13 protein-coding genes and 1 pseudogene are annotated in these 23,556 nt (G+C 39.8%); 1 reads left to right on the forward strand and 13 read right to left on the reverse strand.

The genetic code is table 11. The features are described 5' to 3' along the window. Positions 1 to 88: 88 nt before the first annotated feature. The 9 genes from MR181_RS04640 to MR181_RS04680 all read right to left on the reverse strand — a co-directional run bounded on the left by MR181_RS04640 (position 89) and on the right by MR181_RS04680 (position 17,258). Positions 89 to 5,974, reverse strand: a complete 5,886-nt coding sequence (locus tag MR181_RS04640; RefSeq protein ID WP_242335461.1) for a mucin-binding protein — start codon at positions 5,972 to 5,974, stop codon at positions 89 to 91. A 314-nt stretch (positions 5,975 to 6,288) separates the two neighbouring features. Next, positions 6,289 to 7,401 (reverse strand): PTS sugar transporter subunit IIC, encoded by a 1,113-nt coding sequence (locus tag MR181_RS04645; RefSeq protein ID WP_242335463.1) that lies wholly within the window; start codon positions 7,399 to 7,401, stop codon positions 6,289 to 6,291. A gap of 869 nt (positions 7,402 to 8,270) precedes the next feature. Next, complete coding sequence (locus MR181_RS04650; protein WP_242335465.1) at positions 8,271 to 9,611, reverse strand: amino acid permease; 1,341 nt, start codon at positions 9,609 to 9,611, stop codon at positions 8,271 to 8,273. 547 nt (positions 9,612 to 10,158) lie between these two features. Next, positions 10,159 to 10,902 carry an amino acid ABC transporter ATP-binding protein gene (locus tag MR181_RS04655; protein ID WP_191913557.1) on the reverse strand — a complete coding sequence of 248 codons (744 nt, stop codon included), beginning with the start codon at positions 10,900 to 10,902 and terminating at the stop codon, positions 10,159 to 10,161. A gap of 1 nt (position 10,903) precedes the next feature. Further along, positions 10,904 to 12,364: an ABC transporter substrate-binding protein/permease gene (locus tag MR181_RS04660; protein ID WP_102168556.1), complete on the reverse strand. Its 1,461-nt coding sequence runs from the start codon at positions 12,362 to 12,364 to the stop codon at positions 10,904 to 10,906. A gap of 381 nt (positions 12,365 to 12,745) precedes the next feature. Next, the gene (locus tag MR181_RS04665; protein WP_242335467.1) at positions 12,746 to 13,849 is read right to left on the reverse strand and encodes a P-loop NTPase fold protein; all 1,104 of its coding nucleotides are present in this window, start codon (positions 13,847 to 13,849) and stop codon (positions 12,746 to 12,748) included. A 138-nt stretch (positions 13,850 to 13,987) separates the two neighbouring features. Then, positions 13,988 to 14,830: an Rpn family recombination-promoting nuclease/putative transposase gene (locus MR181_RS04670; RefSeq protein WP_242335469.1), complete on the reverse strand. Its 843-nt coding sequence runs from the start codon at positions 14,828 to 14,830 to the stop codon at positions 13,988 to 13,990. Between the two features lie 355 nt (positions 14,831 to 15,185). Beyond that, positions 15,186 to 16,481, reverse strand: coding sequence for a serine--tRNA ligase (serS, locus tag MR181_RS04675; RefSeq protein ID WP_242335471.1), 1,296 nt, complete (start codon positions 16,479 to 16,481; stop codon positions 15,186 to 15,188). Positions 16,482 to 16,787: 306 nt separating this feature from the next. Continuing rightward, entirely contained in the window at positions 16,788 to 17,258 is a 471-nt protein-coding gene (locus MR181_RS04680) for a mucin-binding protein (protein WP_242335473.1), read from the reverse strand. Positions 17,259 to 17,520: 262 nt separating this feature from the next. On the opposite strand from MR181_RS04680, the pseudogene MR181_RS04685 reads away from it, so the two are divergent. Beyond that, positions 17,521 to 17,721: pseudogene (locus MR181_RS04685) on the forward strand (ISL3 family transposase); the annotation flags it as partial. Between the two features lie 201 nt (positions 17,722 to 17,922). Here MR181_RS04685 and MR181_RS04690 read toward each other — a convergent pair. The 4 genes from MR181_RS04690 to MR181_RS04705 all read right to left on the reverse strand — a co-directional run bounded on the left by MR181_RS04690 (position 17,923) and on the right by MR181_RS04705 (position 23,511). Continuing rightward, a complete protein-coding gene (locus tag MR181_RS04690; RefSeq protein ID WP_242335475.1) occupies positions 17,923 to 20,382 on the reverse strand; it encodes a mucin-binding protein in 2,460 nt (819 codons plus the stop codon). A gap of 393 nt (positions 20,383 to 20,775) precedes the next feature. Beyond that, on the reverse strand, positions 20,776 to 21,696 hold the full coding sequence (locus MR181_RS04695) for an FAD:protein FMN transferase (protein ID WP_242335723.1): 921 nt from the start codon (positions 21,694 to 21,696) through the stop codon (positions 20,776 to 20,778). After that, a complete protein-coding gene (locus MR181_RS04700; RefSeq protein ID WP_340139456.1) occupies positions 21,689 to 22,942 on the reverse strand; it encodes an NAD(P)H-dependent oxidoreductase in 1,254 nt (417 codons plus the stop codon). Before MR181_RS04700 ends, MR181_RS04695 begins: the two co-directional genes overlap by 8 nt. A gap of 2 nt (positions 22,943 to 22,944) precedes the next feature. Further along, a complete protein-coding gene (locus MR181_RS04705; protein ID WP_242335481.1) occupies positions 22,945 to 23,511 on the reverse strand; it encodes an NADPH-dependent FMN reductase in 567 nt (188 codons plus the stop codon). Between the last annotated feature and the right edge of the window lie 45 nt (positions 23,512 to 23,556).

The raw sequence follows: 23,556 nt of genomic DNA on the forward strand, positions 1-23,556 counted from the left end.
TAAACATCCTTTATGATTCAAAAAGCTCCATTCAGAAATTCATCAAACTTCTAAATAGAGCTTCTTCAGTTAAATCTTTAATTTAAGGTTAGAACTTTTTCTCATTATCATGACGCTTCATCAAAGCGCCTAAACCAAGCACACTTAATAGACTAGCAAATCCTAATCCAATTAAGCCAGTCTTTTGTTCATTACCCGTTTGCGGTAATGCCTTAGTTGTCGACTTCGATAAAACTGGACTAACCGTTGCAGCCGGTTGACTAACTTGTTCCTTAGTTACCTGAACTGAATTAGTCGGTTGAACTGCTTGGCTTGACGTTGCTGGTTCATTTGGTAATTCTGGTTGAACAGGTTCGGTTGGTGTTACTGGTTCAACTGGAATTACTGGCTTTTCAGGAGCTGTCGGTTGGGCTGGTACTGTCGGTTGCTCAGGCTGCGTTGGCTGTGTAGGAGTAGTTGGTTGTTGACTCTTAGTATAGATCACCGTAATTACCACATCACCGCTATTAGCAGAAACTGTTTGTTCAGCAACCTGTGATTGATCTGGTGTTGCTCCAGCGATAACTGGAGATTGAACTGCCTTAAATTCAGCACTAGCCGGTGCCCATGCATTCCAGGTCGTCTCCCCTGTTGTCAGATTCTTCGTTCCAGTTCGGGTAAAGACTTCACTAGCAACATAATCTTCACGAGCCTTAGTTCCGTCACTGTAAACGTAGTGAATTGTTTCCGTGACGGTCTTACTGTCTGAAACCTTTTCTGTCGTTGGTGTTACTGGTTCGTCCTTTGCGTAGGTTACGGTAACTTCAATATTGTTAGAGTCACTCTTAATCCCGTCAAATGCCTTAACTTGGTTGCCTTTAAGGGCATTCTGAGCATCACTCGTTACTGCTGAAACTACATGGTAACCATTAACTTGTGGGTTAGCGACACTTGCAAAGCTACCCGTATCAGTAGTATCACCATTAAGGTGCCAGCCGCTAATGTGATCAAGTTTTGAGTCAACCAAATCACGATAACTACCATCGTTTGCCACAAATGTTAAGCGTGCTTGATGAGCAGAAAGTGCAGTTGGCGTGCCAACATAGTGGATTGTTTCGGTAATGATCTTGTTAACAACTGGACCATGATCATGCTTGAAATGCAACGTAAATACTTGGTTAGTATTGTCGTCATCATCAAAATTGCCAAAGACCGTTGACCAATCAGTATTATCGGAAATCTTTACCTGGTTATTATTAGTTGCCAGCAGAAGCATTAGTAATGCAGTCTTATTAATATTTTCAGTTCCGCTAGTCATCTTTTCTAGAAGGTAGTGTTGATCCTCTAGCTTCTTAATTGAACTAGCAATCTCTGCAAACTTAATTGGCGTACCGCTAAGACCGGTAGCTGTAACTGAATTACCAATTGCCGTACCTTGTTCATCGTCGTCAACGAGATTCAAAATAGCAGTTTGCTCAGTCGCATTTTTGGTGTAGTAAACGTTGATTGGAGTAAGAGTTACATTGGCCTGATCCTTCAAACTAGTCATATCAACCTTTGGTGCAGCAACAGTAGTCTTGTCTGCCGTATAACCATCAATTATAGGTGAATCAATAGAAGCTAGCCCATCTTTGGTTGTCCAACCAGCCTTGTCCCATTGTGTTTGGTTGCTTACAAGATCCTTAGTTCCTGTCCGGGTATAGGTAGCCGTCTTGGTATATGGAGCATGGGCTTGCTTCGTACCTTGATAAAGGTAGTTAATCGTCTCAGTTACTTGAGCGTTTTCCATTACTGATTGTGTCTGGTGCTTCAAGTAAATTGTGAATGATTGATTCTTGGCCTTGTCCTGATCAAAGTTACCAAAAACAGTAGTCCAATCTTGTCCTAGATTATTATCAGAATCTGCATCATTAACAACTTTAGCTACTGTATATCCTTTACTGTTTAAAGCACTAACAATCTGAGTAACAGTTTGATTCTTAGCGTTCTTAAAGCTAATTGGTGTATTCGAATCGCCTTCAGCAGAAATGGATTCTTCTGGGTTCTTAGTTTCATCCCCAGTAGCATTCTCATCGACAAAGTTAAGCGTTGCCTTTTGCTGATCAATACTGTAAGTAACGGTAAACGTATTTCCTTGATCTGCTCCTTTCTTCAATTCATTAAGTTTAACCTCAGGAGCTTCAATTTTTGCATAATCAGGCGTGTACCCAGGAATTTTTGGCGAAGGCACATCAACAAATGCCGTACTATCAGTCATCTGCCAACCGCCAAGATTATCACTAGTTGCATTATTCCACTTAGTCACACCAGTTACCAGATCCTTAGTACCAGAATGGCTATATGTAATTTTCTGATTGTATGGATCAGCTGCTTTAGTTTTATCACTATAAACATAATTGATCGTCTCAGATGCTGTTGCATTTTCTGTTACTAGCTGAGTAGCGTGGGTAAAGTGGATAGTAAATGATTGGGTAGTTTGATCATTAGAATCGTAAGTACCGAAGATCGTTGTCCAATCAGTTGAAGATGGATTAGTTACTACACCGCCTTTTGCAAGAACATAATGGTCGTTTTCAAGTCCTTCAACAATCTCGGCAACCGACTTTCCCTCTCGATTTTCAAAGCTAATTTCACTCCCAGCATCGCCTTGTGCAGAAATTGAAGCTGGCATCTTGGTGCTGGAAGGATCATCGTCGTCGACAAAATTAAGCTGAGCTTGTTGAGCGGCATTTGGAACATAAACATAATTGATAACAATATTTTGTGCTCCAGCAGTTCCTGTTGCGTTAGTTGGTGTTTCCTGCAAATGGTAATTTTGTGGAATTTCAGTTGTACTTAACGGATCTGTACTATAGTTCTTTCCAGATTCTACATTAACATTTACTGAACCTTTAATTGGTGTTGGCGTTCCATCCGTATTCTTTTTCAGCCAATTAGTAGTTACTTGAACATAACGATCAACATGAAGTGGCATTACCCCATTATTATTAAACGTGGATCCTTTATGATCACCCGTAAAGAGGTTTTGCAGATCATAATCAACCGATTCCTTACCATCTCGCATTCCACTAACAGTGAATGGGATATAAGCATTAATAACCGCACCATTCGTTAACTTATTGGACTTAAGCAATACCGCACGAACCTTTGACCAGTCAGTAATCTGATCAGCAGTTACAAAATTAGTTAGATCAGCTTCGGTTAGGCCGTTTTCTTTTGTAACCGGTGTTAATGAATACAGTAATTCTGAACTACCAGTATTATCACCAACCATGATTCCCTTGCCAGTCAGACTAAGAGTGATTGGATTACCGTTTGCAGTAGCTGGTAAATTAATAACGTTATACGAGTAATTTGAAGTTCCGCCATCAGTTAACATATTAGTCAACCGAATTTGACCATTAGAATATGTTGCGTCAGGAACCCCATTTTGGTTAGCACTGTAAGTAAAATTAGTTGATCCGGTTACAAAAGCGTCATGGTAACTAGCTTCATGATTATTTTTAATTCCACTATCTGAACCGTAACGGGATTGTCCAAGGAAAGTATATTGAGCATCTGCATATCCCGGATTCCAAGTATTACTTTCTGGCATTACTTCATATGTTCTTCCACCCAATGTAATTGTTCTAAAATCAACGCCTTGATTTGCATCACTTGGTACCAGAGTCCCCTTTTTAGCTATTTCCATTATGAGAGCTATACCTTGTGGATATCCCCAATTATGACCATATTGATAGGTAGCAGGGCCTTGATTACTATTAATGCCCAAACTAATTGGAACATTATCAGCCTTTTGAACATATACCGGACTACCATTGTAATCGTTGCCTGGGGTAAATGACAAATCTAAACGATAAACATATTCACCAGCTGGACCAATTGCTCCTAAAGAAGTTATTTTTGCCTGCGGATTACTTAAGTATTTGCCTTTGTACATCACTCCCATATCACTTTCCAAAACAACATGGAAGCCAGCAGGAATTACTAGTAGATATGAGCTGGGCCGATTAAGCTCTTCTTTAGAATGAGCGATTTCATACCCAATTTTGCCCTTCAATGTGGCTGTACCTGTAGCATTTTTATCATAGTTTCCATTAATGAAATCATAACTACGGCCAGTAAAGCTCAAATTTTGTTCAATTGGGTCTGGAGCAACAATCTTAATGTCCTTCGTATCCGACTTTACAAATCCCTGATCCGAGGTAACCTTATAACCATATTCCGCCTGGTCACCGACTTTTTTGGTGGTTGCTGCCGATAAGATTGCTCCTTTGTCATTTAGGTTGATATTGAATCCTGAACCAGCTTGAATTTGGTCAAAACTAATATCAATTGCTTTAATATTTGAACCATCACTAGCGTTCGGATCGTTAATTTTTGCATTATAACTATTATTATCACTACCTGGAACAGCAGCAGTATTGAGATTAATCTTTGAACCATTTACTAATGTTGCTGTTACTGTAAAGCCTTTATTTTCGCTAGTGGTTGTTAAGTTAATCGGTCCCCTAAAAATGGTCCCTGGTTCAACATCAAGGTGTAGTTTGACATTAGTTTGTACAATGTTACCGTCATTTTTAAGGTTAAATGACCAACCATCAGGATACTTATACTTATCAGTTTCATCTGATTGGTGTTTCCCGTTAGCTGTCCCATTATCAGTTGCTACCTTTTCAGGTAAATTCATTGTTGGTGTAATTCTAGACCGTTGTTCATCAGTAACTGGTAAATTAATTGCTTGAGTCGTGCCATTAAAGGTATGGACAAGTGCCTCTAACTTCCCATTATTTTCAGTTTGGTATTTAACATCAACCTTAAAATTATTTTGCTCAGCAGATAAGGGTTTCGTATATGTTCCCCAGAAAAGGATCAGGTTGCTATTTAAAAAGCCCTTCCCGTTATCAATACCAATTATTACTGGAGTACCTGCACCATTCGGTTGACTAATCGAAGTAAGTCTTTCATTAGTCAAAGTTTGATCTGTATTTCCATAATCAGTTGGAGAAACGAACCCATAAGCACCATTTGATTCTAATTGAAATCCCTCAGGAACCTGAACAGTAACTGTCCCCTTAAAGTTATCCCCATCATTAGCACCGGTATTAGGAAGGTTAACCGCAATTGCATATTTCTGTCCTTGAACTAAATTACCATGTTGGTTGGGATCAACTGAAACTTTAGAATCCGTAATCACAGCAGGCTGATCAATCGTATAAACTAATTGAGCAATTTTATTACCATTTTTTTCAACTTTAACAGCGTACTTATTTCCGGCAGGTAAAAGTGCCCAGTCGTTAACTAACGGTTTCAGAATAATATTTAAACTATATGAATTATTAGACTTAGCAGTAAAACTGTAAGTAAATGATTGTCCAGAGTCAACCTTATTTTCAACGACTGATACTCCCATTGAAGGATCGCTATCTGCCGAAGCATCGAAAATTTCTGGAGTAGTTACTGTTACATTATCGCCCGCTTTTGCAACAATACTAAAAGCTAACGTACGTCGGTCTTGTTGTTGGCCATGAGTTAGAGTAACCTCAGTTTGCCCATTATCAGTGATTTCAGCATCGGCAGTTTGAGCTAATTTAGCTTGAACTTGCTTAGCATTAGCTTGACTAGTAACAGATTCCGTTGCTTTCTTTACATTTACCGTCTGGGTAGCAGAATTATGATCACTAACGGGAGTAGTAGATTGACTAGTTGTTGACCTCCCCTCAGTAGGCGTAGCAGTCGTTTGCTTAGTCAGTTGAACAGCGTTCCCAGTTGTAGCAGGTTGATTTTCCCCTGTTGAAGTTACCTGTTGTGATACTGGCTGTTCTTCTGTTGAGGAACTTGCCAAAGTATCAGCCTGTGCCACTTGAGTTCCCATAAAGAAAGTTGTTCCAAGCAGAACAGAAGCCACACCAATCGATAATTTGCGTAAACCAAACCGTTGACATTGATTCATGTTTTTTTCTGTTAATATTTTCACATTATTTTTCGATAACATTTCTGATACTCCCTCAAACTATAACTCAATTACTCCATTTTCTTATTATTGTAAATCTCTTAAAGCCAAAACTAAATTAATTAAATCGGTATTTATTAAACTTTTGTTCACAAATACTGAAACAACAATACTAACTCGCCTTATCAGTTGAAAAACATATGAAATATTTTTCCCATGTTCTTCTAAAACTGTTATCCGCATCACTTATTTTTATAAAAAGGGAGTTTTAGCCACAGCCAAAACTCCCTCTAACATTATGAACGTTTATCTAGGATCGTAATTTTACACAATTATAATTTGCTTTTTCTTTATTGTTAAACAAGTTTCAAGTGAAGTTGGTTATCACCGATCAAGCCCGACTTCTTCATGAAGAAGTAAAGTGCCACTGACATTACAGCTGGAGCAACAACCCCGAGTGCCATGTAAGTTGCGAATTGGTCCCATCCCCGAGAAAGGTAAGCGATCGGGGCAATCAATGAGTTCAATCCCAAACCACCAAGCGTGTATGTTGAGCGGAAGTTAAAGAGCACGGTTGCTAGTGGTGCACAAACCGCTGCGGAAACAACTGATGGTACTAAAAGGTATGGGTTGATCAAGATATTAGGGAACTGAACTTTAGGGGTAACTAATCCTTGAGCGATATTAGCTCCGAGATTATTTTGACGCCAGGACATTGCGGTAAAGGCAACGAACTGAGCAGTTGTTCCGATTAAAGCAGCCGCAGAAGAAACAGGGTCAAGAGTTAGAGCAACGGCTAGGGCAGCTGAAGAAGCTGGAGTCATTAAGAACAAGGCCCAAACAACAGAGATAACAGCGGAACCAAGTACTGGTGATACTTGCATTGAGTGAGCGATGTAAGCAGAAACGGCTAACAATGCTGGAGTTACTACCGCCGCAACCATTAAGCCAAAGCTAATTCCAACTGCTAAGGCGCCAAATGGTACTAATACCATATCCAATGGTGTTTTCCCGGTGAGGTATTTACCAACCAGTACTACTACTACCGCTGCTAAAACAGCGGAAACAGGTTGACCAGTTGTAAATACTGGTGCACCAACTGCAGCAACAGCAGCTTGTCCAGTAGCTGTTGCCCCCTTAACGGCTGTGGTTGTAAAGTGAACAGCATTAGCACCAACAGTAGCTGAAATCATCGAAGCAAAGGTTACCAAAGTGTTAGTGTTCATCTGTGAAGCAACCGCCACTCCGATCGCAGGCGCTAAGAGGACTTGGGCTTCTGCGCCAACCAAAGTTAATACATGCAGACCAGACAGGTTACCAATCGTCTGTACTAAAAGTCCTCCTCCCAAGATGACTAAAATGGCATTGGCCACCGCCGCAAAAATTCGGTAAGCCGCCTCTTTCACTACTGACGAATTGGCATAAGTTGCATTTGCTTGTCGCGCATTAACTTGAGTATTTTCCATCATTAACGCCTCCTTAAATATTTTTGATGTTGTTGATTCTACATGGCGGCGTTAACGAAATCAATAGTTTTTCTAATTATTTTCTAATTTATTTTTAATTTTAATATTAGACCCACAACTTTAGCCACTGAAAACGAATTCACAATTTAAAATAAAAAGCGGAGACTAATTAAAGTCTCCGTGCTTCCGCTGAAGAGATGATTAAGTGACACTGTTATCAAGATCCGTTAGATTGTATTCTGCAGTTCTTCAAAATGGGAGAACTAAACTGAGATTATTATCGTAAGGGCTCTGTAGATATGGCCTTCTAATTAAGTAATTAGCTAAACATGCTTTTCAAGGAAACTAAATTGTTTTCATGTGGAGTGGGGTGTGTTTTTGTTAACTTTTTACAGATTAATATAAACATACTTTCAAAGTAGTTTATTAATGAGAAGATGTTCGATGAAAATCACTTAATATCTCTTCACACCTTTAGTATATATTCTCCACTCGCAAAGATCAATTTAACCGCGTCATATCAATGATGAAAGCACTTTTATTAATCAAACATATTCAGGATATTTGTTCTAATACTCATAAATAATAATTCATTTTTTCTCTCTTAGAATCAAAAAAGACCAGAAAAATTTTCTGGTCTTTTTTGATATTCTATACAACCAAGCCGAGATCTGTTCCCTCGAAACTCGCTAGAGCTAATATGTCCTACTGCAGCGTTCAGCCTAAGCTCCCTCAAGATAACGACCTAGGCAACTGAGTCAAAACGTGCTTCGTCCGAGTTTCCTAGAGCTAGCAACCTCCTTCCTAGGCGCAAGCCGCCTTCGTCAGGAGAAATTGCTAGCCTTCCGAAAACTCTTTGGGACGAAGGCACTCTATTTTTTTAACCCATATCCCCAAGCTAATAGGGCAAAGATGATTATTGACAAGATCAACGGAATTCGTGTTGAATCAATGAATAGTAAAATTACCAATACAGCCAGGAAGAAAATAATCGTTAGCCAACTAGTAACGGGGAAACCTGGCATTCTAAAGTAGCTAACCCCTTTTGGATTTCTCTGTCGGTACTTGATATGTGCTGCTAAAATAATGATCCACGTAAAGATAAAGGTAATCGTGGAAATCCCAGCAATCACATCAAAAATTCCGGCTGGCATAATGTAGTTCAAAATTACGGTAATAAAGAGAATCAGTGATGAGAAAGTTAAGGCGTGATTAGGAACCGCCTTTGCACTTAACTCACCAAACCGCTTTGGTGCATTCCCGCTTCGGGCAAGCGAGTACAGTGACCGGCTTGTACTGAAGATTGCACTATTTGTAGCGGACATCGCGGCGGTTAATACCACAAAGTTAATGATTCCGGCCGCACCTGGAATACCAATTGCAGCAAAAACTTGAACAAATGGACTAGATGTCGTCTTAATTTGTGTCCATGGATAAATTACCATCATCGCAATCATTGAACCAATGTAGAACAAACCGATCCGCACTGGCAAAGTGTTGATTGCTTTTGGAATATCCTTTTGCGGATTCTTAGTTTCACCAGCAGTTAAACCAACCATTTCAATTCCAACAAAGGCAAAGACAACCATTTGGAATGACATCAAGAAGCCCATTGGTCCGGTCGGGAAGAAGCCACCGTGATTAACAAGGTTGCTTAGTTCCACTGTCCGATTTTCAATGTGGCTATGCATTAGGAGCATTACCGCACCAATCACGATTAAGACAATGATTGCCAGCACTTTAATCATCGAGAACCAACTTTCTAGCTCCCCAAATAAACCGACATTCACCATGTTAACCAACATCAAAAGAACAACAATTAATAAAGGGCCAACCCACTGAGGCATTGACGGGAACCAGTATTTTAAGTAAATTCCTGTCGCGGTTAAGTCGGCCATTGCCAACGTTAACCAACAAGCCCAATACATCCACCCGGCAACGAATTCCATTCGGTCACCAAGGTATTCTTTAACTGAATCAATAAACGAGTGCTTAGAAGTATCAGCGAGGATTAATTCCCCCAACGCACGCATCATAAAGAAGCAAAAGATACCGACGATGAGGTACGAAAGGATAATCGCTGGTCCAGCTTGTTGAATCGCCTTCCCTGAACCAAGAAATAGTCCAGTACCAATTGCACCCCCGATGGCAATCATCGTTACGTGTCGACTCTTTAATGAGCGCTTTAACTTCTGTTGTTGCTGTTCGTCCATAATCTGCCTCCTTAAAATTTAACTTCTATCTTTTGCATATATCGCTTTCACAAAAAAGGACGTCCCTGGCTTTTATACCAGGGACGTCCTTTTAACGCGGTTCCACCCATCTTTATAGCTCAAATTAATGAACTACCTCTCAGTTGATAAAGGAACCACCCATTTCAAACGTACATGCCATTTTGTTAGTCCCGAATTTCAGCTAATATCGGAATCTCTATTCACTAACATTAAAGATTACTCATTATTATAATGATTTTACGCCTAATGTCAAACAATATTTTGAATTTTTATATAATCTTTCGTATTTTGAAAGCCTAATCATAATGATGAGGTTAGGCTTCAATTACTTTTTAAAAGTTTACGGTAGTATAGTTCGCCAGAGACTTGCTAGAGCTAATATGTCCTACTGCAGCTTAGTCGAAATGCGTTCAGCCTAAGCTCCTTCAAGATAACGACCTCTCTCCTAGGCGCGAGCCGCCTTCGTCGAGAGAAATCGTTATCATCCAGGAGCTCTTTACGGCTTCACGCTCTGCCGGCCTCACACTCAGACGTTTAGCACCTTATCCAAGAAATTCTTGGTGTCGGGGTGTTGAGGATGATCGAAGATTTGGTCAGGTGTACCTTGCTCACGAATATCACCATCATGGAAGAAAACAACCCGATCGGCAACTTGTTTAGCAAAGCCCATTTCGTGAGTAACAACAATCATCGTCATCCCCTCACGAGCTAACCGTTTCATAACCTCAAGAACGTCCCCAACCATTTCAGGGTCAAGGGCACTTGTTGGTTCATCAAACAGCATCACATCCGGTTTCATCGCTAACGCACGAGCAATTGCCACCCGTTGTTGCTGCCCACCAGATAATTTAGTTGGGTTGGCATCTGCCTTATCACTGAGGCCAACAAGATCGAGGTAATGCATTGCCGCCTTCTTGGCCTCATCCTTACTCATTTTCCCCAGTTCCACTGGAGCTAATGTAATGTTTTGCAAAACATTCATGTTCGGAAAAAGGTTAAAGTGCTGGAAAACCATTCCGATATTTTGCCGAACCCGGTTAATATTTACTTTGGGATCCGCAATGTCATAACCATCAACGTAAACATGTCCGCTATTCGGTTCTTCCAATTTGTTAATGCAGCGTAAAAAGGTACTCTTTCCAGAACCAGAAGGGCCAATCATACAAACCACTTCACTCGGCTTAACGTTGAGATCAATTCCCTTTAGCACTTCGTTACTGCCGTAGCTCTTGTGTAGGTCCTTAACTTGAACTTTGTAATTTTTATCCATATTAAGCCATCCTCTTTTGTACGTAGTTTGATAACCATGTTAATAGGGTAATGATAATGATGTAGATTACCGCAATGATGGTCCACATTCTAAACCCTTCCATGTTTTGTGAAATAATTACTGTCCCGGTTTGGGTTAATTCCATGACACCAATTGCCGATAGGATTGAAGTATCTTTCAAGGTAATGATGAATTGGTTAACCAACGATGGCACCATCAGCTTAAATCCTTGCGGTGCAATAACCTTAATCAAGGCCTTGCTGTATGGCAATCCTAAGCTTCGAGCAGCTTCCCACTGCCCTTGGCTAACGGATTCAAAGCCACCCTTAACAATGGCCCCAATGTAGGCTCCTTCATCAAGAGTTAATGTCAAAATCCCCGCAAGGAATAGTGGCACCTTGTGACCAATAACGTTTGGAATCCCCATGTAAATAAAGAAGGCCAAAACGATCATTGGAACACCACGGAAAATGTAAATTAACGTACTTGAAACCGCGTTAGCAAATTTATTTTCCACAACACCAAGAACACCAAGGATAATTCCAAAGATCATTGCGAAGATAATTCCGACAACGGTTAACTCAATCGTCATCCATAAACCACGGAGCAATGCATCCTTGTTAGTCTTTAGCAGACCCCAAATTGTGTGATCAGCCGCTGTTGTCTTGGTTGTCCCGTTTCCTTTAGTATACTTATCAATAATCTTATCTAACTGACCAGTATCCTTTAACCATTTGATTCCGTTATTAACCTTCTTTTGCAAAGCAAGGTTCTTACCTTTTTGGAAACCAACAGCAACAGGTTGTGCATCAATCGGCTTCTTAGTAACAATCTTCAGCGGAACCCCGGTCTTAATCCCATATTCAAGGACTGGACCATCATCAAAGGTCGCTGCAGTATTACCGTTTTTCACATCGTTCCACATGGTGTTCGATGAGTCGAAGTACCGAATCTTGTAACCATATTTATCCTGATTCTTCTTCAAGTACAATGCAGCACTAGTTCCCGACTTAGCTGAAACGGTTTTGCCTTTCAACTGCTTCATTGACTTAATATTGCTATCCTTGGCAACCGCCATAACGACACCATCAGTGTAGTACGGAGTTGAGAAATCATACTTAGCTTTCCGTTCATCAGTAACACTCATCCCAGCGATAACCGCGTCAACCTGACCTGATTCAAGTGCCTGTAAATCACCGTTAAAGCTCATTGGTTTTAGCTTGTACTTAAAGTGCTCGTGTTTAGCAATTTTTTTAAGAATTTCAATTTCAATTCCTGGATTCTTTCCAGAATACCCACCCTTGCTATCCTGAATTTCAAAGGGTTCAAACGTGTTGTTCGTTGCAAAGGTATAGGTTGGGTCAGCAGATGCCGGTTGCTGTTCGACGACCACCCACCCAATTACAATTCCAACAATCGCAATAAAGGCAGTGATTAATTTTTTCCAATGATTGCTTTGCATCTATACCGACTCCTCTTTAATCAAATTTTAACGTTGGTAATACATTATCATTCAGACAAAAAGAAGTGAATAGTTTTAAGCGAACCGTGTGTTTATCCAAGATGAAATCGGTTTAAACTAATCTTTTTAAAAGATAATACCCATAATTTGGTTAACTTAATTAAGTATAATTTTTGATGGATGTTTTTTAATGAGAAAATTCTCATTTTAAATGATTCAAAAAAGGGAGCGTGACAGAAGTCATTTATGACTTCGTTTTCACGCCCCCGCGAGCGCAAATAGGGTTCCAGAGTTCGGTTATACCGGACACTGGAACCATTTGCGTACCGCGCTGTTTACTTTTGAACTTGGTAAAAGTACTTATGTCACAGTCCCTCCCCTTTAATATAGTGTTTGATATTCTTTAATAAAATCAGCAAAGAATGGAAGTGTAAAAGCAACTTCTCCCCATTTTGTTGCCGTAATAAGTTGATCATCCAATAATCGACGTCGATAAATCGAAATATAATTTTTATCTCGATGCATCTTTTTGGCAATCTCTGCAACTTTAACACTAGCTTTACCACTCTCCGTCATTGCTTTAATAAATTCTCGATCCTTGTTGGATAACTCTTGGTACGTTTTAATATATACATTTCGATAGAGTTCCGCTTGATAGTTCGGTAAAATTTTCTGGACTACCACACTCGTTATCTCTGCTTCTTTTGTCCGCCATAGTAGGAATCCTAACAGCTGAAATGCGTATGCATAACCATTTGTCATCTTTGTGATTCGGTTAAGAGTGTCATCATCTATCGTCCGTCCCTTTCGACTAAATGCTCGACGGTAGCTTTGTTTGATAGTTAATAAGCTTAATGGTTCAAGATAGATTCGCTGACTACGTAATAAGAAAGTTAATAATTCATCATTTTGTAATTCAGATACCTTATTTGGCAACCCAGCCATTAATAAGGCAATATGGTAGTTATTTCTCAGCAACAATTGATAAATTCCCGCAAATTCACGTAATTCCGGGGTTGAACTGATTTCATCAATCGTTATTAATAATGATAAGCCACGCTTCTTTAACATTTCTGCCATTTTCTCCAATAGAACCTGATATGGCAAATTAGTAGATAGTGTCTTTCGATGGTTATAGTCAATCTCTAGTCCATTTGTACTCAATTTTATCCCATCGATCCCTGTTAGCAATTTCCTTAAACTATTATCTGCTTGTGTGTAAACCGATTCAATTAACGTTGGAATAAACCTTTTTCCCATCGTTAAATCAACAACCAGCCAATCATCATGTTTCATCATATTGTGACTAATATCTGTTAGAAGTGTCGTCTTTCCTGACCCACGCATCCCGTAAACAAGAGTAGTTAAAAATGGACTATCTGGATCTTGAATATCTTCTTCTAGTTGCTTCACAATTTTACTACGATCCAAGAATAGCCGAGGAACACGTCCGAAACTTGGATTAAAAGGATTCTTCTCCACCATTTTTATACTCCTTTATACTTTTTATTTTATACTTCTTTATACTTTAAATCTACTTTTATACTTCTTTATACTTTAAACCTAAAAAGCAGTTCTAATTGGTATTACTACCAGCTAGAACCGCTAATTTTTATCTACTCATTATTTCAAACACCGTTTATAGTATTGCTCAGCTTCCTCATCCGTTAAGTCATACGCTTCTTTCAAATTAGCAATGATATTTTCTTTTGGCAATTGCTGTTTGACAAACAAGCTTGTAACTTGTAAAATCGCTTCTTCTTTTCCTTCCTCTATCCCCTCTTGCCGTGCAACCTTCAATCCATGGCGACGATCCATTTCATATAACGATAAACGCATATATTCCGCCCTCCATTTCTTATTATGTTTGACGAATGTAACTCTTTCTTTTAATTGTACGATGAAATGATCATCACTATCAACTTTACGATTAGCAATCACATCCAAAAACTTTTGTAAAGGCTGATTAACATCTTTCCGTAAGCTCGGAATATTTAAGAAAATTGTTGTTGTCCCATCGTCTGCGATATGTTCTGGACTTTCATCAACGTGTCGATGAATGGTATATTGCTGCAAGCCTAAGCCAAGCGGATCAAAGCAACAAAAGAAAATCACATATGAATTATTAGCTTCTTGGTAATTTTTCCCTTTTTCGTACGAATCAAGTGATGTCATTGCTTGATAATATCGCGCTCGTTTTAACAGATCTTTTTCATCTGCAACCTGCATTTCTATATCATAGCAATTATTTTTCGTATCCCGAGTGAATACATCAAAGCGGACTCCCTTCGCATCTGGAGCAAAATTAATCTCTTCTTGGCTATTTGGTAGTTTGATATGGTCAATTTTCAACTCCGGTAAAACACGTTGAATTACTTCCTGACAAATCTTTGGATCAATCATCACCTTACTGAAAACAAAGTCATTTGATAATCCAGCATCTTTCCATTTCTGAATTAAGTTCATTTTTTGCCTCCTATTAACTAAAGAACGGAAAAAATGGACTTTTTAACTAAATTCAAAAGAAAAACCAGGAGCAACCGCCTATTTAAGGAGGTTATTCCTGGTTTAATTATGTTTAAATGTAATTTGGCTTCTAGGTAATCTAGTCGAAACGTGTTCAGCCTAAACTTCCTCGAGCTAACGACCTCCACCTCCGACGGCTTACCGCCGTTCGGTGGAGAAATCGTTTCTACTGCAGCATAGTCAAAATCTGCCCACCGCGACCGCCATCTCCGTCTAACTATCCCGTCCTTGATTGTAAACAATCATCGTCCGGGATTCCTTAGTACTCGGTGGCTAGTCCGTCGCGGTTCGCACTCTATTTTTTAAACGGTACCGCGTTTTCTTTGGTGATCTTAGTAACACCATGCATGTATGGAACTAAGACTTCTGGAATAGTAACAGAACCATCTTCATTTTGGTAGTTTTCCAAAATAGCGGCAACGGTCCGACCAACGGCAAGACCTGAACCATTCAGGGTGTGAACGTATTGCAACTTACCATTTTCATCCCGGTATTGCGTATGCATCCGTCGAGCTTGGAAGTCCAGGCAGTTTGAACAACTTGATACTTCACGGTACTTGTTTTGAGCTGGCATCCAAAGTTCAAGGTCATGGGTTTCAGAAGCAGTGAAACTCATGTCACTAGTAGTCAATGTAATAACGTGGTATGGCAAGCCAATCTTCTTCAAGATGTTTTCAGCATTGGCTGTCATCTTTTCCAATTCATCCCATGAATCTTCTGGCTTCGTGTACTTGACCATTTCAACCTTGTTAAATTGGTGCATCCGGATCAAACCACGGGTATCACGACCAGCGGCCCCAGCTTCAGAACGGAAGCATGGCGTTAAGGCTGTAACGTAAACTGGCAATTCTTCTGCTGGAATAACGTCGCCACGGTAGTAGTTAGTTAATGGTACTTCGGCAGTTGGGATCAAGGTCATATCTTCACCGTTAACTTGGTAAACACCCTTCTTGAACTTCGGGAATTGACCAGTCCCATACATTGAAGCAGCGTTAACAATGTATGGTGGCAATACTTCGGTGTAACCGTCCTTCATGTGTTCATCGAGCATGAAGTTGTAAACGGCACGTTCAAGCTGAGCACCTAAACCGAGGTAGTAGACAAACCGGGCACCAGAAACTTTCCGTGCGCGGTCAAAGTCAAGGATTCCCAAGTTTTCACCAACATCCCAGTGATGCTTTGGTTTAAAATCAAAGTCACGGATCTTGCCGACCTTCCGTAATTCAACGGAACCTTCTTCAGTCAAGCTTACTGGAACACCATCGTGAGGAATGTTTGGTAAGCGAGACATCTTATCATGGAAGACTTCATCATTTGCTTCAACTTGTTCATCAAGTTCCTTGATTTGGTCACCCAGTTCACGGGTTTCCTTGATTGCTTCGTCAGCTGATTCACCGTTACGCTTAGCTTCACCAATTTTTTTTGAAGCTTCATTCCGTTGTGCCTTCAATGCTTCAGTCTTTTGAAGCAGATCACGCCGCTTTTGGTCAAGCTCAAGAACTTCATCAATTTCTTCAGCCTTAATACCCCGTGTAGCTAATTTTTGCTTAAAGAATTCAGGATCCTTACGAATCTTCTTAATATCTAACATTAATATTCCTCCTAACAAAAAGAGCCATTCCATCCTCAAAATATTTTGGGACGAAATGGCTCTTAGTTCCGCGGTACCACCCAAGTTTGACAAATTAAATGTCACCCTCGTGATGGATAACGGCCACCAGCCGTGCGGCATTACCCGCCCACATTTATCTGCACCGGAGTTTCGATCAACAACTTTCACCAACCGTTGTCTCTCTGAATGATCTACTTGAAATGCATCCGTGTTTTATATTCGCCATTATCATATTACATCTGGCGTTATTTATCAATCGCTATTTTAGCAAATTATGAAAAAGTTTTAATTTGCTCGACGAAGGCCAAATAGTGAGGTCAAACCCGCAACTCGTAAAGCTAATCCGTGAAGAGGACTATCCTTCTTTGGTTCAGCCGGACGGTGAATTAATGGTACTCGAGATTGAGTCTTAATGTAACGACTATCTAGCCGTTCATTGTCAAACTTATTGTAGACAATGACGATTTTTGAATCAGGCGTCCAAGCATTAACTTCTTCACTTGGAAGTATTGCCCGATCCGGCGCGCAACCCTTTATTTCAGGAGCGTCAAATTCAGCCCATTCTTTTGGTGAGTCTGGTTGAACCACCCATTGGCTATATGTCGCTTTACCATCAGCTGCTGGAACCTTACTCCGTTGAAAACGAACGGTTTGCTTAATTACTTGCTGAGTTCCATCGACATTCACTAGAACAATCGTCCGTGTTGACTTTGCAGTCAGTACGTTAGTCATTGTTTGTTCTTCTGCAGTAACCATATGGGATCATACCTCACTTTTCTATTTTATTTATTGGTTATTAACTACTTTTATACTAGTTATCTTTACTTTATCTATTGAATAGTTTTAGTCTCTTGCACAGCGATTGTCAAAACTCATTTATCAAAATATAAGTTTAATTTTTGATTGCAAGTAATTTAGCAAAAGAAAATATAAGAATTTTGAGTAACTGTTGGCAAATTAAGTATTAATAGATATTTTACTTAGCTGAGTTGATCTGAATATATAAAACAACCTGGGAAAAGATTATGGTGTTTCTGATGAGACTGTTAGACGGGTTATTAGCGATCTTGATCAATCCTTTAAACTTAATTATCATTGGCTCCCTCTTCATATTGCTTTTGATGATTTTAAGTCTGGATGGCTCGCTCCCAGTGGAATGAGCATCATTTTGATGGACATTGAAACTAAGCGAACTCTCAACATCATTCTCTCTCACCGGATTTTTGGTTATGATCAACTAACTGATATTTAAGTCGTTCATCGGTTTTTAGGCTTTGATGATTAACTTAAACAAGCATATTCAATTATTCTATCAGTATTTCTTAGTGAAAAGCCACAGAAACCCCGATGCTCAAACTATTCGAGTATCGGGGTTCCCTATTCATTCAAGAAGTAATGTTAGTTAACAACTAATCAATAATTAGTTTTCCTTCTTCTTGAGGCCGCCAAGACCAAGCATAGCAGTCAAACCTGCAAGAGCAAGGCCAGCTACAGCAGCTGTGTTTTGTTCGTTACCAGTTTGTGGTAAGGTGTTAGCCTTCTTGGTGTTGTTTACAGTAGTATTGTTGTCACCAATTGTGATGCTGTTAGTGGTGTTCTCATTACCACCATTATTACCATTAGTAGTATTTCCACCATTATTACCATTAGTAGAATTACCACTGTTTCCACCATTACCGTTATTATTGCCATTGTTGTTGGTGTTGTCGTTATTGCCGTTGCTATTGTTATCGTTGTTGCCGTTATTGTTGTCATTGCCAGACTTAGTGTAGTTAATTACTACAGTTTGGTCAGCAGTTTCAGCATTAACAGTTTCAGCATCAACCTTGGCTTGACTTGGAGTGTAGCCACTGAATTCAGGAGCGTCAAATTCACCCCATGAACCAGTAGTTGCATCAGTCAACTTGTTATCAGCATTGTTGTAAACTTTCCAATCGCCGAAATTAGTGAATTGCTTAGTCACTTCGTCGTAAGTACCAGTCCGCCCAAAGATAACAGTTTGAGTCGTAGTCTCTGCTTGGCCAGTTACTGGATCATTAACGATAATTGTCCGGGTTACCTTGTGGAACAAATCTTCATAAGCAGGATTGTCCGGAGTTACACCTGGTTCACCTGGTGTTACCGTCTTAGTTTCGTGAACAAGGTGGATAGTAATTGTTTCATCAGCGGATGGCATAGTTACATTAGTTGGAAGGGTTTGACCTTCAGCTAACTTGTAACCTTCAGGAATAGTCAAGTTTACACTTTGAATAGTTCCTGGTAGGCCACTTACGCTAGTACTACCACCAATAGTCTTGTTATCAATGTCATCATGGAAGACGTAGGTAACAGTCGTGTTTTGGACTGGAGTTACTGGAGTAGATACTTTCTTGTAGCTTACATGGAAACTAACATTTAATGGCACAGTTAATGTGTAGGCTGGAATTTCATATGGGTTTTGCGCAATAGCTGCATTTAACTGATTGAGTAATGCACTAGCTTCAGCTTGGTAAGTATCATCATTACCTACAACTACACCTGAAATATATGGAACATATCCTGGATGGCTTGGCAATGTTTGACCGCGATAGCCAGTTTGAGCATTAGTATACGTACCTTCAAGCGCATCATTTAATGAAGTTGCCCCATACGATACAGGTTCCCAAGTATTTCCGTTAACGTTCTGACTGATCTCTTGTTGACTATTGGTCTTGTAATAGTAAGTAGTATCACCAGGTTGTTCCTCGAAACGAACATCTATTTGTTGCCAAGTATTTGTCTTATAAGAAACATGGAAAGTAACCATTAATGGACTGTTAAGAGTATATGCAGGAATTTCATATGGATTTTGCGCAATGGCTGCTTTTAACTGAGTGAGTAATGCACTAGCTTCAGCCCGATAAGCATCACTACCAGTTACAAATACTGCAGAAAGAAATGGAGTATAGCCTGGGAACTTAGGCAATGTTTGACCGCGATAGCCAGTTTGAGCATTAGTATACGTACCTTCAAGCGCATCATTTAATGAAGTTGCTGCAAATGAAGCCGAGGTCCATGTCTGTCCATTGTCAGTAGATTCTACATTCTGGGATGCTGTAGTCCGGTAATAGTAGGCATTTTGGTCGTTAATTTGAACATTACCAAGGTTCAACGGAAATTTAATGTCAATTTCTTGTTGAGCCTTATCCGTTACAGGAGTTGAGGCATTCTTTTCATAAGTAACTGTATAGTAATAACTTTGGTAATCAGCCTGAATCTTTGGAAATACTAAACTTAATTGACCATTGTTATCCGAAATTGTCGCTAATGGTAACCCTTCAGTTAGAGTTGATACGACAGGAGTATAACCTGCAAATGATGGTAATGAAACACTGTTAAAGGAAAGGTTAGCAACATCTGCCTCAGTTGGACCAGAACCGTTAGTCGTAGTAACTGGTAATTGTTGCTTCCCCACGGTACTTTCTTTACCATCAGGCGTTTTAATCGTTACCATTGAGTTGTAGTAGTACGTCATCTGCACACCGGAAGAAGCAACATTTCCCGTCCCAGAATCTGCCGATGATTCAGGAACTGTTACCGTTGTACTCGAAGCTGGAGTATCACTAAAATGAACTCCTGTTGGACTATCTGGCACTGTCGGTGTTTTTGTAGTTACTGACCCAGCTGCTGGTAAGACATTAGTTGTGGTGTTAGCAGGTGATGCTTGACTATCATTTACCTGTGTTTCGCTTCCAACTGTTGCCGACCCAGTTGTTGTAGAGTCAGCAGATGCATTTAATCCCATAAAAGTGAAACCAATCAACACGGAAGCTACTCCAACAGTTAACTTCTTAATAGCAAATCGTTGCTTCTTAGACTGTTGCTTTTTAATTTGCTCTTTTTTATTATTACTTGATAGCATTTTCTTACCTCCAATAGTAAATACTGCATTATCATATTCACACACTAGCATTCTAAATTTTATTTTTCAAGTGACAGATAAAGCTAATTAATTTTTTATTATTATTAATTCCCATTAATCGCATGATAAGAACTCATGTTAATAGCTTACCAATCATCATTTCTTGCTATTTTTGACAAAAGGAAAGTACACACTCCCCTCTCAATTTGCTTATCATTATTTAAATATTATATGAAAATCATTTCATATATTTTTCTCCTTTTAACTAAATAAAAGGAGTGGAGCTAAATCTCTAGTGAATTTTTAGTCCCACTCCCGCAAGGATAATTGAGTGTTTTGGCAATTTATAATTTGAAATATCAAAGAGCTCTTCAGATTTCAGCCTCTTCCTTTTCAGTCTATTGTTACTTTTCTTTCATTTTGATCGATAAATACTGCCCCCAGGTTTTCTGGCTTACTCTCCCAACTAGGGATTGGCTTACCATTAAAGAATAGTCGTTTAGCCTCAATCTCTCCCATTACCGATTGTTTGGTAAATACCGTAACGCTCGATAAGTTGGTTTGCAAAGGATAACCTGTCCGTGGATCTAATAGGTGATGGTATTTCTTTCCATTAACTTCAAGGAACCGTTCATAGATCCCAGAAGTAACAGCTGAACATTCCGGTTTCCGCACAACTTCAACGTCTTCACCACGTTTTAGTCGTGGATCCTGGACACCAATAACCCATTGACCATCTTCACGACGCGGCGATTTACCTACAAACAGCAGGTTTCCGCCTAAGTTAATAATGCCTGCAGGAACTCCTTTTTTGATCCAGCGTTCCCGAATTCGATCCGCAATATATCCTTTAGCGATCCCGCCTAGATCGAGCTCCATCCCCTTTTCTTCCAAGAAGACAGTTCGATTATCGTCATTCAAGAGCACCTTGTAAGGATCGATTAGTTTTAAACGCTCTTGAATATCAGCATCCGCAGGAACATTAGCCCCATCAAAGCCAATCTTCCAGAGCTTAACTAACGGACCAATCAATGCATTAAAGCCAAAATTTTGACGACTATACTTGACCGCTAGCTTGATTAATTCGTAAGTAGATGGTGACACAATCTTGGGAATCCGCCCTGCAGCATGGTTAATATCCATTACTTCTGATTCATCACGATTAACGGTTAATCGGTCCTCATATTCATCGATTAACCGCATCGATTCCCCAAGCACTGGGTAATATTGATCCCCATAAATAGTCAGTACAATCCGTGTTCCCAATGCATGATGAACTAGGGAATGCCGTTGCCCAACCAAATTATTAGTCATCGTTTTCTGACGCACCAGTAGATGCATCTGCTGTGTCGTCTTCAGCATCGACACTTCCAGTTTCAGAGGCGCCAGTAGTGGCATCCGTATCTTCACTTACGTTATCATTATCTACTGCTGCGGTGTTGTTAGTAGTAGTTTCTTCAGAACTATCACTTTCTGATGCACCAGTTGATGCATCAACTGTAGTGTCTTCTTCTGTTTCTGTAGCTGGAGCATTGTTAGTGTTCTTTGATGCACCAGTAGTGGCATCCTTGCCCCAAGCACCATTTTCAAAGAGGTTCAAAATGCATTCAACACTACCAGTGAATTCAATTGTGCCAAGGTAATGACCATTAATGTCCCGTAATGCATAGTATTGAATCAATGAACGGTGACCATTCATCCATAATGGACGGGTTACTACATCCTTCTTTCCTTCACGGAAGCTGTTGATAATGCTCATTACAGCAGGGACAGCCATTGGTGGATGGCATTCTTGGACAGTTTCACCGAGAGAAGCGGTGTTCCGAACATGTTCCCGATTTGGCTTGTCTGAGTACCATGCAAAGTGATCAGTACTATCGATCAGATCAATTTCAAATGGAATTGTGCTGAAAATTTGTTGAACTTCTTTTAATGTCAAGCGACCAGTAGGGAAGTTGATGTATGCATCACTGATCGTTGGTTGTTTAACGGCCATTTGGAGACCCTCCTTATCTACATCTTGGAAAATTTGAATATATTCGATGAAGTGTTCAAAACTTTGTTCAAGATCATTGATTGCTGCTTGATCAATCAACCGACCATCCTTAGCAAATGTGTTCCGAACATTACCAATCAAGACTTCGTTACCTGGCAATAAGTTTGTATTGCAGTCAGGTGAAATCAAGATTTGCCGCATTTGAACTTGGGAACGGGCTGATGCTTGACGACCGTAAGCAACCCCAACGATCATTGCAGGCTTCTTAGACATAACATTAGTGTGGTAAGAAAGCCATTCGATCGCAGACTTAAGAACAGCAGGAATCCCGTGGTCGTATTCAGGAGTAGCAAAGACTAAACCGTCCGCTTCTTTAACCTTTTGCTTTAATTTCCAGACTTCTGTTTGTTCAGATAAAGGTGTATCAACACTAAATGGTGGCAACTTACCGACTTCGTAGATTTCGATATCTGCCATTTGCTTAAAGTGCTTCTTCATGAACCGTAATAGCAAACGGTTATATGAGAAATCTGCGTCAGTACCTGCGAAAGCAAGAATTTTCATCATTATTTCTTCATCTCCTTTTCCATTTGATCGATTGCCTGGGCAAAGTAGCGAAAACCAGACATGCATTTTTCAAGGAAGCTAATTGTTCCTTCGTCAGTGACATTGCCATCTTCGTCCATTAATTCGGCAACATTACTCATAAAGAATTCGTCTCCCTGGTAGACAAAAGCATTGATTCCTGGTGAAATCAGGATATCACGTAATTGTACTTGTGACCGTGAAGCACCCTGATCATGAGTTGAAGCACCGATTGTCATAACAGGCTTGCCAGCAAGTGGGTGAACACTGTATGAGAGCCATTCAACGATACTCTTCAATGCTGAAGTAATTGAGTGGTTGTATTCTGGGCTAGCAATAATAACAGCATCAGCAGCCTTAATCCGCTGATCAATGTCTTGGATAACTTCTGGGACATCACCCTTAAAGTTTTCACTGAACATCGGAACTTGGCGAATATCGATCACGTCAATTTGATCTTGATCCTTAAAATGTTGAGCCATAAACTCTAGTAGCATCCGATTATAAGAATGGTTAGCGTTTGAACCGGCAATTGCAGCAATTTTCAAGTATGTCACTTCCTCATTATTGATTAATATTTCACAATCATTCTA

Source organism: Limosilactobacillus urinaemulieris (assembly GCF_932750685.1).
GTDB lineage: Bacteria > Bacillota > Bacilli > Lactobacillales > Lactobacillaceae > Limosilactobacillus > Limosilactobacillus urinaemulieris.